General features: G+C 68.9%; 11 protein-coding genes and 1 pseudogene. All 12 read right to left on the bottom strand.

Features of this window, described 5'->3' with window-relative positions; all coding sequences use genetic code 11:
- Positions 1–77 precede the first annotated feature (77 nt).
- Positions 78–1733 carry an AMP-binding protein gene (locus GX543_RS16580; RefSeq protein ID WP_290853547.1) on the bottom strand — a complete coding sequence of 552 codons (1656 nt, stop codon included), beginning with the start codon at positions 1731–1733 and terminating at the stop codon, positions 78–80.
- An 80-nt stretch (positions 1734–1813) separates the two neighbouring features.
- Positions 1814–2641 (bottom strand): CoA ester lyase, encoded by an 828-nt coding sequence (locus tag GX543_RS16575; RefSeq protein WP_290853550.1) that lies wholly within the window; start codon positions 2639–2641, stop codon positions 1814–1816.
- Between the two features lie 34 nt (positions 2642–2675).
- Entirely contained in the window at positions 2676–3188 is a 513-nt protein-coding gene (locus GX543_RS16570) for a MaoC family dehydratase (protein WP_290853546.1), read from the bottom strand.
- On the bottom strand, positions 3185–4333 hold the full coding sequence (locus GX543_RS16565; protein ID WP_290853545.1) for an acyl-CoA dehydrogenase family protein: 1149 nt from the start codon (positions 4331–4333) through the stop codon (positions 3185–3187). Before GX543_RS16565 ends, GX543_RS16570 begins: the two co-directional genes overlap by 4 nt.
- Before the next feature lie 64 nt (positions 4334–4397).
- Positions 4398–6446: a biotin carboxylase N-terminal domain-containing protein gene (locus GX543_RS16560; protein ID WP_290853543.1), complete on the bottom strand. Its 2049-nt coding sequence runs from the start codon at positions 6444–6446 to the stop codon at positions 4398–4400.
- Between the two features lie 11 nt (positions 6447–6457).
- Positions 6458–8029, bottom strand: a complete 1572-nt coding sequence (locus tag GX543_RS16555) for a carboxyl transferase domain-containing protein (RefSeq protein WP_290853549.1) — start codon at positions 8027–8029, stop codon at positions 6458–6460.
- A 187-nt stretch (positions 8030–8216) separates the two neighbouring features.
- Entirely contained in the window at positions 8217–8861 is a 645-nt protein-coding gene (locus GX543_RS16550; protein WP_290853541.1) for a TetR family transcriptional regulator, read from the bottom strand.
- A gap of 13 nt (positions 8862–8874) precedes the next feature.
- Positions 8875–10248, bottom strand: coding sequence for a carboxyl transferase domain-containing protein (locus GX543_RS16545; protein WP_290853540.1), 1374 nt, complete (start codon positions 10246–10248; stop codon positions 8875–8877).
- 39 nt (positions 10249–10287) lie between these two features.
- The gene (locus GX543_RS16540; RefSeq protein ID WP_290853539.1) at positions 10288–11088 is read right to left on the bottom strand and encodes a DUF5336 domain-containing protein; all 801 of its coding nucleotides are present in this window, start codon (positions 11086–11088) and stop codon (positions 10288–10290) included.
- 81 nt (positions 11089–11169) lie between these two features.
- On the bottom strand, positions 11170–11610 hold the full coding sequence (locus GX543_RS16535) for an RDD family protein (protein WP_290853537.1): 441 nt from the start codon (positions 11608–11610) through the stop codon (positions 11170–11172).
- The gene (locus tag GX543_RS16530; RefSeq protein ID WP_290853536.1) at positions 11603–12196 is read right to left on the bottom strand and encodes a hypothetical protein; all 594 of its coding nucleotides are present in this window, start codon (positions 12194–12196) and stop codon (positions 11603–11605) included. The genes GX543_RS16535 and GX543_RS16530 overlap by 8 nt, the downstream gene beginning before the upstream one ends.
- Before the next feature lie 104 nt (positions 12197–12300).
- Positions 12301–12714: pseudogene (locus tag GX543_RS16525) on the bottom strand (succinate--CoA ligase subunit alpha); the annotation flags it as partial.

Raw genomic sequence — 12714 nt, 5'->3', positions numbered from 1 at the left:
TCGACCAACGGAGGTGGGACCGCAGTCCCGACACGCCCGCTCGCCCTCGACCAACGGAGGCGGGCCAGGACTGGCGGCTACTCCAGGCCCAGGAACTCGATCGACTGCTCGCGCATCTCGATCTTGCGGACCTTGCCGGTGACGGTCATCGGGAAAGCCTCCACCACGTGGACGTACTTCGGGATCTTGTGGCGCGAGATGTTGCCGGTCGCGAACTCGCGGATGGTCTCGACGGTCACCTCGGGGGCGCCCTCCCGCAACTGCACCCACGCCATCAACTCTTCGCCGTACTTCTCGTCGGGCACCCCGATCACCTGGGCGTCGACGATGTCAGGGTGGGTGTAGAGGAACTCCTCGATCTCGCGCGGGTAAATGTTCTCGCCGCCGCGGATCACCATGTCCTTGATGCGGCCGGTGATGCGGACGTAACCCGCCTCCTCGCCGTCACCGCCTGCCATCACGCCGAGGTCGCCGGTACGCATCCAACCGTCCTCGTCGACGGCTTCGGCGGTCTTCTCCGGATCGTTCCAATACCCGGTCATCACCGAGTAGCCGCGTGTGCGGAACTCACCGGTCTCACCGCGCGGCAGCGTCTCGCCGGTCACCGGGTCGGCGATCTTGATCTCCAGGTGCGGCCCGACGCGACCGACGGTGCTGACGCGCAGATCCAGCGCGTCGTCCATCCGGGTCTGGGTCGAGACCGGGCTGGTCTCGGTCATCCCGTAGCAGATCGACACCTGCGACATGTTCATCTCGTCGATCACCCGGCGCATCACCTGCTCCGGGCACGGCGACCCCGCCATGATGCCGGTGCGCAGCGACGAGAGGTCGAACTTCTCGCCGGCGTCCAACAGCGCCAACTCGGCGATGAACATCGTCGGGACGCCGTACAGACTGGTGCAGCGATACTTCTCAACCGCGGCGAGAGTGGCGCGCGCATCGAAGCCCGGTGCGGGGATCACCATCGTGCAACCGAACGCGATGGCCGCGAGGTTGCCCATCACCATGCCGAAGCAGTGGTAGAACGGCACCGGCAGGCAGATGCGGTCGGCGTCGGTGTACTCCAGCAGCGAGCCGACCAGGTAGCCGTTGTTGCCGATGTTCCGGTGCGTCAGGGTGACGCCCTTGGGCGAGCCGGTGGTCCCCGACGTGTACTGGATGTTGATCGGATCCTCCGGGCGCAGCCCGGCGGCGATCTCCGCGATCTTCGCCAGCTCGTCCGCCGACGCTTCGGTCAGCATCTGCGCGAACGTCTCCGACTCGAACAGCACCACTTCGCGCAGGTCGGGTGCCTGATCGCGAACGTCGTCGAGCATCACCGCGTACTCCGAGTCGCGGAAGCGCTCGGCCGACAACACCAGAGACGTGCCCGACTGCGTCAGCGCGTACGCGAGTTCGTGACGGCGGTACGACGGGTTGACCACCACCAGGATCGCGCCGATCTCCGCGGCGGCGAACTGCGTGAGCACCCACTCGAACCGGTTCGGCGCCCAGAGCGCCACCCGGTCGCCCGGCGTCACGCCGTGGCGCAGCAGTCCGGCGGCCAGCGCGAGCACATCGCGCCGGAACTCCGCGTAGGTCCAGGTGCGGTCGACGGCGGCGTCGATCAACGCGTCGGAGTCGGGGAACTTCGCGGCGGTCGCGGCGAGGGTGGCCCCGATGGTCTGGGTCAGCAGTGGCGGGTGGCTCTCCCCCGCCGCATACGACAGGGCGGAGTCGGCAGGTCCGGTCATGGTGTCCTCCGGGTTTCAGGCGGGCGGGTTTCAGGCGGGCGGGTTACAGGCGGGCGGGAAAACTATTCGAAGCAGTGAGGTCAGCCGAGGTTCGTGACGCGTGACAGCACTGCCTTGGCCTGGGCGATCACCGGGCCGTCGATCATCTGGCCGTCGACGGCGAAGACGCCGCCGTCGTGCGCCACTGCGCCCTCCATCACCGCGCGCGCCCACGTGATGCGTTCGGGAGACGGCGCGTACCCGTCGCGGATGTGTGCGGCCTGGCTGGGATGGATGCACGCGGTGGCGGTGTAACCCTGGGCCACGGCGTCGCGCACCTCGGCCACCAGGCCGTCGACGTCGGCGATGTCGATGTGCACCGCGTCGATCGCGGCGACGCGGAAGGCCGCTGCGGCCAGGCGGACACGTGCGCGGACGTGCCGGGCGATGTCGCGGTAGGTGCCGGGGTTCGGCTCGTCGTCGCCGAACCGGCTCGACGTTCCGCCCATGCCCGCAGCGAGGTCCTCCGCGCCCCACATCAGGCCGACGCAATTGGGCGCCGCGGCGATCTCCTCCACGCGCACCGCGCCGAGCGGGGTCTCGATGAGCGCGATGGTGGGCAGCCCGTGCGCGGTGAGCTGCGCAGCCGACTCCACCTTGGCCTGCATCACCAGGCGGTACGGCGTCGCCTGCACGGCGTCCAGGTCCGGCTGATGTTCGACGGTCCCCGCGGGGTTGATCCGCACGATCACTCGGTCGGCGGCCACCGGATTCGCGATCAGCGCCTCACGCGCGTCGGCCTTGTTGACCTGCGCGACGGCGTCCTCGAGGTCGAGGATCACCATGTCGGCACGGTCGAGGGCCTTCGCGTACCGCTCGGGTCGGTCGGCCGGGCAGAACAGCAGAGCCGGGCCTGCGGGCGTCCACATCTGCTGATCGGACGTCTTCTGTTGATCGGACACGTCATGCCTCCTCGGGGCGCACGCGGACCAGCGTCGAACGGGCCGCGCGGGCCACGATGACGCCGTCCTGATTGCGACCGATGTGGGTGAGATCGACGATCCCCTCGCCCGGACGCGACTTGCTGAGCCGTTTCCCGGTGCACTCGGTCTCGCCGTACAGCGTGTCGCCGGCGAACATCGGCGCCGGGAACGCGATCTCGTGGAAGCCGAGGTTGGCCACCAGGGTCCCCTGCGTCAACTGCGCCACCGACAGTCCGACGATGGTCGAGAGGGTGAGCATCGAGTTCACCAGCCGCTGCCCGCCGAAGCCGGGCTGCGTGGCCGACCACGCAGCGTCCAGGTGCAACGCCTGCGTGTTCATCGTCAGCGTGGTGAAGAAGGTGTTGTCGGCCTCGGTGATGGTGCGCCCGGGCCGGTGCTCATAAATGGTCCCGACCTCGAACTCCTCGAACCAGAGCCCACGCTGTGTGACGCGCTTGGCGGCGTCCTCGCTGGCGTCCTCGCCGGGGGTCATGCGGGCAGTCCCAGCGCGCGAGCGATCAGCATGAGCTGGACCTCGGTGGTGCCCTCGCCGATCTCCAGGATCTTGGAGTCGCGGTAGTGACGTGCCACCGGGTACTCGTTCATGAAGCCGTAGCCGCCGTGGATCTGGGTGGCCATCCGCGCGTTGTCCATCGCGGCCTCCGACGAGATCATCTTGGCGATGGCGGCCTCCTTCTTGAACGGCTTGCCCGCGAGCATCTTGGCCGCGGCGTCGTAGTACGCCATCCGGGCGACGTGCGCGCGGGCCTCCATGCGGGCGATCGCGAACGAGACCGACTGGAACTCGGCGATGGGCTTGCCGAACGACTTGCGCTCCTTGGCGTACTTGATCGACTCGTCGACGCAGCCCTGGGCGGCGCCCGTGGCCAGGCCGGCGATGGCGATGCGCCCCTCGTCCAGGATCGAGAGGAAGTTGGCGTACCCGCGGCCGCGCTCACCGAGGAGGTTCTCGCGCGGCACGCGGGCGTCGTCGAAGCTCAGGGGATGCGTGTCGGAGGCATTCCAGCCGACCTTGTTGTACGCGGGCTCGGCAGTGAATCCCGGCGTGTCCGCGGGCACGATGATCGTCGAGATCTCCTTCTTGCCGTTGTCGCGCTCGCCGGTCACCGCGGTGACCGTCACCAGCGAGGTGATGTCGGTGCCGGAGTTGGTGATGAACTGCTTGCCGCCGTTGATGACCCACTCGCCGCCGTCGTCGCGCGCGGTGGTCGCGGTGGCTCCGGCGTCTGAACCGGCACCGGGCTCGGTGAGACCGAAGCCGGCGAGCTTGCGACCCGCGAGGAGATCCGGAAGCCAAGTCTCCTTCTGCTCCTGGGTGCCGAAACGGTAGATCGGCATCGCGCCGAGGCCGACGCCGGCCTCCACGGTGATCGCGACCGACTGATCGACCTTGCCCAGCTCTTCCAGAGCCAGGGCCAGGGCGAAGTAGTCACCGCCCATGCCGCCGAACTCTTCGCTGAACGGGAGCCCGAACAGGCCCATCTCGCCCATCTGCGCGACGACCTCGTACGGGAACGACTTCTCTTCGTCGTGCTTGGCCGCGACCGGGGCCACCACCTGCTGCGCGAAGTCGCGGACGGTGTTCACCAGGTCGGTGTATTCCTGCGTGAGTTCCATGTGAGTGCAGTTCCTCTGTTGTCAGTAGTTCTTCAAGAAGAGTTCGTTCGGGTGAGGGTGGCGATCAGTCCGGCTGCTGGACCAGCGCCAGCAACTGCTGAGCGTCCACCTTGTCGCCGACGCGAACCTTGATCGACGCAATTCCGTCGATCGGGGCGCGCAGGGTGTGCTCCATCTTCATCGCCTCCACGACCACCAGTGCGTCGCCTGCCGCGACCTCGTCGCCGTCGACGCCGGGGACGGCGACCACGGTGCCCGGCATCGGGCTCATGACGCCGCCCGCAGCAGCCCCTTCATCGTGCTCCGACAGCGCGCGCACCGTCTCCAGAATCCAGGTTCCGGGCTGCCCGGAGACCCAGCGGCGACCGGTTCGCTCGTCGACCACCACTTCCCAGCGGCGCGACCGACCGTCGAAGACCAGGTCGAACACGCCGGGACGCACCTGGCGGAGGCGGACGTCGGCCTGCCAGGGGTCGCGGTCGGTGTCGACGAAGTCGATGGTGACCGCGGCGTCGACGACCCCGTGCTGCGAGCCGGCGTGCGCCCGCGCGACCTCCGCGGACACCGTGTAGACCCGCCCGGCCTCCGACAGCCGCGCAATCACCGGCGACGGCGCGCCGACGCGGAAGGCCAGGGCCGACGACCACAGGTCGTCGGGATCGCCGAGGTCGAGGGCGCCGAGGGTCGCGGCGACGAGCGCGCGCGGATCGGCCGCGGGTGCCGCGTAGTCGGCGGCGATGCGGTCGAGCAGTTCGGTGTCGAGGACGCCGTCGCGGACGTGCTGGTCGGCCAGCACGTGGCGGCAGAAGTCGATGTTGCTGACCACGCCCAGCAGTCGCGTCTCGGCGAGTGCTTCGTCGAGGCGGTCGAGGGCCTCGGCGCGGTCGGCGCCGTAGGTGATGACCTTGGCGAGCATCGGGTCGTAGTCGCTGCCGATCACCGATCCGGCGGCGATGCCGCTGTCGATGCGCACCGAACCGGCCGAGCGCGGCCACGAGAGCCGCGCCACGGTGCCACCGGTCGGCAGGAAGCCCTGCGCCGGGTCCTCGGCGTAGACGCGCGCTTCCACCGCGTGCCCGGTGAGGACGATGTCGTCCTGCGTCAGCGAGAGCTTCTCGCCGCGGGCGATGCGGACCTGCTGCTCCACCAGATCGACGCCGGTGACCATCTCGGTGACCGGGTGCTCCACCTGCAGACGCGTGTTCATCTCCATGAAGAAGAACTCGTCGGGCTTCGTGGCCGAGACGATGAACTCGACGGTGCCCGCGCCGGTGTAGCCGACGCTGCGGGCGGCGTCGCAGGCGGCGGCACCGATCCGGGCGCGCGTCGCCTCGTCGAGCAGTGCGGACGGAGCTTCTTCGATCACCTTCTGATGGCGACGCTGCAGCGAGCACTCGCGTTCGCCGAGGTGGATCACGTTGCCGTGCTCGTCGGCCAGGACCTGAACCTCGATGTGACGCGGGGTCAGCACGAAGTGCTCGAGGAACAGGGTGTCGTCGCCGAAGGCCGACGCGGCCTCGCGGCGTGCCGTCGCGAGCGCTTCGGGCAGACCCGACGGATCCTCGACGCGGTGCATGCCCTTGCCGCCGCCGCCCGCGCTCGGCTTGATCAGCACGGGGAAGCCGACTCCTTCGGAGCCGTCGATGAGTTCCTGGTCGGTGAGGCCCGGCCGCGAGATGCCCGGCACCACCGGGACGTCGCGCGCGGTCACGGCGGCGCGGGCGGTGATCTTGTCGCCCATCGTCGCGATCGCAGAGGCGGGCGGTCCGATGAAGACGATGCCGGCGTCCGCGAGGGCCGTGGCGAACTGCTGGTTCTCAGACAGGAAGCCGTAACCGGGGTGGACGGCGTCGGCTCCGGTGAGGCGTGCGGCCTCGATGACGGCGTCGATCCGCAGATAGCTCTGCGTCGCGGCCGCGGGGCCCAGACGGACGGCTTCGTCGGCCGCCTTCACGTGCGGTGCTTCAGCGTCGGCGTCGGAGTAGACGGCGACCGACTTGATGCCCATGTCGTGGAGGGTGGAGATCACGCGGCAGGCGATCTCGCCGCGGTTGGCGACGAGGACCTTGCGGATGTTCCGGGTGCGGGTGATGTTGGTATGCGCAGTGTTCATGTTCTCGTCTCTCACATCCGGAAGACGCCGTAGGCGGGATCGGCGAGCGGGGCGCGGCGGCAGGCCTCGAGAGCCAGACCGAGCACGGTGCGGGTGTCAGCGGGGTCGATGATGCCGTCGTCCCACAGCCGCGCCGTGGAGTAGTAGGCGTCGGACTGTTCTTCGAACTGGTCGCGGATCGGCTGCTTGAAGGCTTCCTCGTCCTCCGCCGACCAGGTGCCGCCCGACCGTTCGATTCCGCCGCGGCGGACGGTGGCCAGGGTGTCGGCGGCCTGCGGGCCGCCCATCACCGAGATTCGGGCGTTGGGCCACATCCACAGGAAGCGCGGCGAGTAGGCCCGGCCGCACATCGAGTAGTTGCCCGCACCGAAGGAGCCGCCGATCATCACGGTCAGCTTCGGCACGCGGGCGCAGGCGACGGCGTTGACCATCTTGGCGCCGTTCTTGGCGATGCCGCCCTCTTCGTACTGGCGGCCGACCATGAAGCCGGTGATGTTCTGCAGGAAGATCAGCGGGATGCGGCGCTGGTCGCACAGTTCGATGAAGTGCGCGCCCTTGAGAGCCGACTCACTGAACAGCACGCCGTTGTTGGCGACGAAGCCGACCGGGTGCCCGTGCACGGTGGCGAAGGCGGTCACCAGCGACGTGCCGTAGCCCGCCTTGAACTCCGTGTACTCGCCGCCGTCGGAGAGGATCTCGATGACCTCGCGGACGTCGTAGGGGATGCGCGGGTCGGTGGGGACCACGTCGTAGATGTCGCTCTGGGCGCGCAGCGGAGCACGGGTCGGGGAGGTCTCCCACTGCGCAGGGTCGCGGGGTCCGAGAGTCGCGATGATCTCGCGAACCTTGGCCAGCGCCTGCTCGTCGTTGTCGACCAGGTGGTCGGTGACGCCGGAGACCGTGGAGTGCATGGTTCCGCCGCCGAGTTCTTCGGCGGTCACGTCTTCGCCGGTCGCCGCCTTCACCAGCGGCGGGCCGGCGAGGAAGATGGTGCCCTGGTTGCGGACGATCACGGTCTCATCGCTCATCGCCGGGACGTAGGCGCCGCCCGCGGTCGACGACCCGAGAACCGCGGAGATCTGAGGGATGCCCGCGGCGCTCATGTTGGCCTGGTTGAAGAAGATCCGACCGAAGTGCTCGCGGTCGGGGAACACCTCTTCCTGGTTCAGCAGCATCGCGCCGCCGGAGTCGACCAGGTAGATGCAGGGCAGGCGGTTCTGCGAGGCGATCTCCTGCGCGCGCAGATGCTTCTTGACCGTGATCGGGTAGTAGGTGCCACCGGAGACGGTCGCATCGTTGGCGACGATCATGCACTCGCGCCCGTGAATCCGACCGATGCCCGCCACGACGCCCGCCGCCGGTGCCTTTCCGTCGTACATCTCGTGCGCGGCGAGCGGGGCCACCTCGAGGAACGGCGATCCCGGGTCGATGAGCCCGTCGATGCGGTCGCGTGGGAGGAGCTTGCCGCGCGACAGATGACGTTCGCGAGCCTTGTCGCCGCCGCCCTGCGCCGCGGCCAGCAGCCGGGTCCGCAGCTCGTCGACGTTGGCCTGGTGCGCATCGGTTGAGGTCGTCACCGCGATACCCGCCTTTCAGTTAGCTTCCATTAACTGAAATTAGGATAGGTGATCGCAGCCACATATGCCAGTGGATTCGTCGAGGATCGCGGAGTCCCCTGTGCCGCAGCAGAAACGGCAGCGCTGATTTCCGTAGCGGATGGTGGCTGTGCGCCACCATCCGCTACGGAGATCGGTCGAGCAGGGAGTCGGGTCAGCCCGACAGGGCACCCAGCGCCATCGCGGTGAGCAGTCCGCGCAGGCGGTCCCGGGGATAGTCCGGCAGTCGCGGTGAGGAGTTCAGCAGACCGAAGGTCGCGTGGACGCGCACGCGCGCCTCCACCGGCTCGACCTCGACGCCGCGAGTCCGGGCGTGCTCCATCAGCACGCCCACCCACTCCTCGACGTAGCGGCGCTGCAGCGACCGCACGCGATAGCGCGCTTCGTCCGACAACGAGAACAGATCGCGATCCTGCACGCTGATCAGGTCGGGTCGAGTCACCAGGACGTCGATGTGAAACTCGATGAGTCGCCGCAGGCGGTCGTCGGGCGTGCCCTCGGAGGCAGCTGCCGCCACTCCTCCGGCGTGCAACCGCTCGCTGATGTCGACCAGGATGGTGTCGAGCAGCTCGGACTTGGACTCGAAGTGCCGATACATCGCCGGACCGCTGATCCCGACCTCCGCGCCGATGTCCTCCAACCGCACGCCGCCGTATCCGCGCAGCGCGAACAGGCGCGCGGCCGCAGCGAGGATCTCCACGCGGCGAGCGGCCTTGGCCTGCTCGCGGCGCGTCGCCGGACGCTGAAGCGAATCCGCCTGGGGAGAATCCTTTTGGGGAGAAGGGAGGTCAGAAGGCATAGCGCTCCGCACTCTACCGCCCGACGCGAATCCGGCCGCCGAGGTCGGGTGCCTGATCGGCCGCCGCCCAGGCGTCCAGCGCCGCAACCACGTCGTCGAGGGTGTCGGCCAGCACGTCGACGAGTCCGGCCTCGGACAGTTCCCGAGCCCAGATCTGCTGCTCCCGGGCCATCTGCGGCGCATGCTCGGTGTCGCCGTGCATGATGATGCTCGCGCCTTCGGGTGGAAGCGGCGACAACCAGGCGTCGGTGGCTGCCACGCGCAGGTCGGCGGGGAACATCGCCAGCGCCGCGCCACCGGTCCCCTGTCCCAACAGCACGGATGCGGTCGGGACGGGAGCTGCCAGCAGCTCCGCCGTGCAGTGCGCGATCTGCCGAGCCAGCCCGGACTCCTCCGCCGCGACGGAGAGTTCGCCCCCGCTGGTGTCGACGACGGTCACCAGCGGCAGCCGCCACCGGGTGGCGAGGGCGACCGCTCGTCGAGCCACCCGCAACGCATCGGCGGAGATCAGCTCGCCGTCTGCCTGCACGCGGCGGTCCTGCCCGACGAGAATGGTCGGACGTCCGCCGAGGCGAGCCAGGCCGACGCGGACCGGCCCGGCGCCCGCCAGTGGCACCGCGCCCAGATGTGCGGTGAGTTCCACGAGCCCGGGGCGATCGTCGCGTCGCGTCGCCTCGACCGCCGCCCACGCGTCGTCGACCGGCGACGCCAGCGGGCCGGCGACCGCAGATCGCGTCACCTCCGACGTCGCGTCGAGCGCCGCGAGCACCCGCCCGAAGCGCGCTCCGAGTTCCACCGGCGGAAACACGTCGTCGATGAAGCCGAGTCGGTGCAGATTGTCGGAGTTCTGGACACCGGCCGGAAACGGTTCGCGGTAGATCCCCTGGTACACCTTGGGCCCCAGGAACCCGGTGAGCGCGCCGGGTTGCGCCCAGCCCACATCGCCCAGCGAACCCCACGACGCGAAGACTCCGCCGGTGGTCGGATGACGGAGATACACCAGGTAGGGCAGGCCCGCGGCCCGGTGCTCGTTCACGGCCGCGGTGATGGCCGCCATCTGCAGAAACGCCGGTGTGCCCTCCTGCATGCGGGTGCCACCCGACGCTGGAAGAGCAAGCACCGGCAGTCCGTCGTCGGTCGCGCGACGGATCGCGACCACGATCCGACCGCCGGCCGCGGCGCCGATCGAACCACCCGAGAAGCCGAACTCACTGACGACCAGCACGGCGCGACGACCGCCCACGGTACCGCTGCCGGTCAGCACCGACTCCGGTTCGCCCGGCGGATCCCACGACTGCCACGTACCGGGGTCCAGAACGGCGTCGATCAGCGACGGGGCGTCCGGACGTTCGGTGGGTCGCGTGGATCGAGGGGTCGGTGCTGACATGCCTCCGATGATCCCCTACCGCCGCGACGAATGGGCGATTCAGACGCCGGGCCGCGGCCCCATCGGACCGACGGGCGCACCGGGACCGCCCGGAGGCGGCCCCGCGGGCTGCTGCATGCCCTCGAGCACCGCGGCGACCACCAGGAGCGCCGCCTGCCCGAAGCCGACGATCAGCCCGATGTACGCGCCGGCGCCGAGGCCGACGAAGGGCGGCAGCGCCACGGCGCAGACCAGGAGTCCGAGCCAGCCGAAGACACTGATGAACGCCAGGTACGGAAGAAAGCCTCGCCACCTCGGTGCGATCAAGCCCGCGCTGGCAACGGCGACGGTGCCGAGGATGAGAAAGAACCAGCCCGGGCTCAGGATCAGGGACGGGCTCAGATATGCCGGGACGTCGAGGGTCCCATTGAGGTCGGCAGCCCACTTGTCGGACTGGCGCTCGATGTCTTCGGAGACGCTGATCCACCCGAGGAAACCCATGAAGAAGGTGATCACGCCGGCCACTGCCGAGCCGAGTGCGAGCAGAATCGGCATCGGAAGGCGGGAGATCACCGATTGTCGCGCCGGAGGCATCGGCGCGAACCCCGAAGGCGGATACGGCCCCGGCTGGGGTGCGCCCTGCTGAGGCCCTCCCGGCTGGGGTGCGCCCGGCTGGGGTGCGCCCGGCTGGGGTGCGCCCGGCTGGGGTGCGCCCGGCTGGGGTGCGCCCGGCTGGGGAATGCTCTGCGTCTGGAATCCCTCACCGGGCGACCACTGCTGCGACGCGGGTCCCGGCGGCCCGTAGGCGCCTTCGCTCGGCGCCTGCGGGCCGGATTGTCCTGGGAACTGCGGGTTCGTCATCTTCGTATCTAACCACCCGACTCGGACAGTCCGTCGGGATTCACTCCGGTGCATCAACCGAGCAAGAGGGCGTTGGAGAGCTCACTCGGAGTGATAGATCACCCTGGTCCGCAGGGCCACGTCCTGCAACGACAACCGCTTGGCCGACACCGCCACCCAGAACAGCCCGATCGGGAAGAGCACGCAGGCCGCGCCGCGCAGCGCCGCCTGCGCGAAGTGCAGCCGCTTGCCGCTGCGCCGGACCACGAGCAGCCCCATCATCACTGCGCCGATCGTCCGCCCCGACGCGGCCCAGCAGAGGGTCAGGTAGCCGAACGCGACAGCCAGGAAGCCGGTGGTGGTGAACCACCAGCCCACCTGGGGAAAGGCGAAGTTGCTGATGTCCATGGTGAACAGGACGAACGCGGTCGCGAGATAGCCCGCACCCAGCACGGACATCACCACCACCACGTCGAGGACGGCGGCGATGAATCGACTGACGATGCCTGCGCTCCTCTGGTCGGCGTCGCTCGTGTCAGTCATCGTCGTCGGACTTTCGCCGCAGGACACGATTGACGAATCCTTCGACGGCGTCGTCGGCCCGTTCGCTGCCCGAACGGACGTCCGAGATCATCTCGGTGGTGACGGTGGCACTGGCATCGCGCACGATCGACGAGAGGTCGACGCCGTCGACCACGCGATTGCCGACGGTCACCAGGTCCACGCGTTCCAGCACGGCGTCGATGTCGACCGTCGCGACCACCTTGTCGAGATCCACGCGCGCGACCATCGCCCCGATGTCGACCTTCTCGAGCACCGGATTCAAGTCGAGCCGAGCCAACACCGGATTCAAGTCCAACCGAGCGAGCACGGGATTAAGATCGATCGCCTCGATCACCCGCTGCAGGTCGACTCCGGCGACGACCGCGTCGAGGTCGAGTCTCGACACCACCGCTTGCAAGTCGACCGACTGCAGGACGCGGTCCAGGTCGAGGGCCGACAGCAACACCTCGGTGAGGTCGACCTCCTCGGTGAGAAAATCGATCGCTTCGGAGAGCACACCGCGGATCACCGCTCGCGGCACACCGAGGGCGCGAGTCACCGCGCCGGACACGAATTCCGTTATCACCGATCAAGTATCGCGCAACGCACTGCGCCCCGGCACGGCATTGCTGCCGCGCCGGGGCGCCGGGTACTGCTCAGTTCGTCCGAGCGGACGAACTCAGTGGTCGATCAGAGGGCTTCGAAGAGCTCTCGTGCCAGTGCGGCGGTCTCGCTCGGCGTCTTGCCGACCTTGACGCCTGCGGCCTCGAGGGCCTCCTTCTTGGCCTGGGCGGTGCCGGAGCTGCCCGAGACGATGGCGCCTGCGTGGCCCATGGTCTTGCCCTCGGGGGCGGTGAAGCCTGCGACGTAGCCGACGACCGGCTTGGTCACGTTGGCCTTGATGTAATCCGCCGCGCGCTCCTCGGCGTCGCCGCCGATCTCACCGATCATGACGATGAGCTTGGTCTCCGGATCGTTCTCGAAGGCCTCGATCGCATCGATGTGCGTGGTGCCGATGACCGGGTCTCCGCCGATGCCGATGGCAGTCGAGAAGCCCAGGTCACGCAGCTCGTACATCATCTGGTAGGTCAGGGTTCCCGACTT

Origin of the sequence: Gordonia sp. (in: high G+C Gram-positive bacteria), assembly GCF_012515855.1 — a bacterium.
Lineage (GTDB): Bacteria > Actinomycetota > Actinomycetes > Mycobacteriales > Mycobacteriaceae > Gordonia.
Note: the sequence above shows the minus strand (reverse complement) of the source record. Positions and strands in the feature narration are given on the sequence as shown.

Bases quoted from the DNA above. Each gene is read 5' to 3' on its own strand.
- GX543_RS16545 (WP_290853540.1), bottom strand. From the start codon at position 10,248: ATGTCAGCACCGACCCCTCGATCCACGCGACCCACCGAACGTCCGGAC.
- GX543_RS16570 (WP_290853546.1), bottom strand. From the start codon at position 3,188: ATGACCCCCGGCGAGGACGCCAGCGAGGACGCCGCCAAGCGCGTCACA.
- GX543_RS16560 (WP_290853543.1), bottom strand. From the start codon at position 6,446: ATGAACACTGCGCATACCAACATCACCCGCACCCGGAACATCCGCAAG.
- GX543_RS16580 (WP_290853547.1), bottom strand. From the start codon at position 1,733: ATGACCGGACCTGCCGACTCCGCCCTGTCGTATGCGGCGGGGGAGAGC.
- GX543_RS16575 (WP_290853550.1), bottom strand. From the start codon at position 2,641: ATGTGGACGCCCGCAGGCCCGGCTCTGCTGTTCTGCCCGGCCGACCGA.
- GX543_RS16540 (WP_290853539.1), bottom strand. From the start codon at position 11,088: ATGACGAACCCGCAGTTCCCAGGACAATCCGGCCCGCAGGCGCCGAGC.
- GX543_RS16535 (WP_290853537.1), bottom strand. From the start codon at position 11,610: ATGACTGACACGAGCGACGCCGACCAGAGGAGCGCAGGCATCGTCAGT.
- GX543_RS16550 (WP_290853541.1), bottom strand. From the start codon at position 8,861: ATGCCTTCTGACCTCCCTTCTCCCCAAAAGGATTCTCCCCAGGCGGAT.
- GX543_RS16565 (WP_290853545.1), bottom strand. From the start codon at position 4,333: ATGGAACTCACGCAGGAATACACCGACCTGGTGAACACCGTCCGCGAC.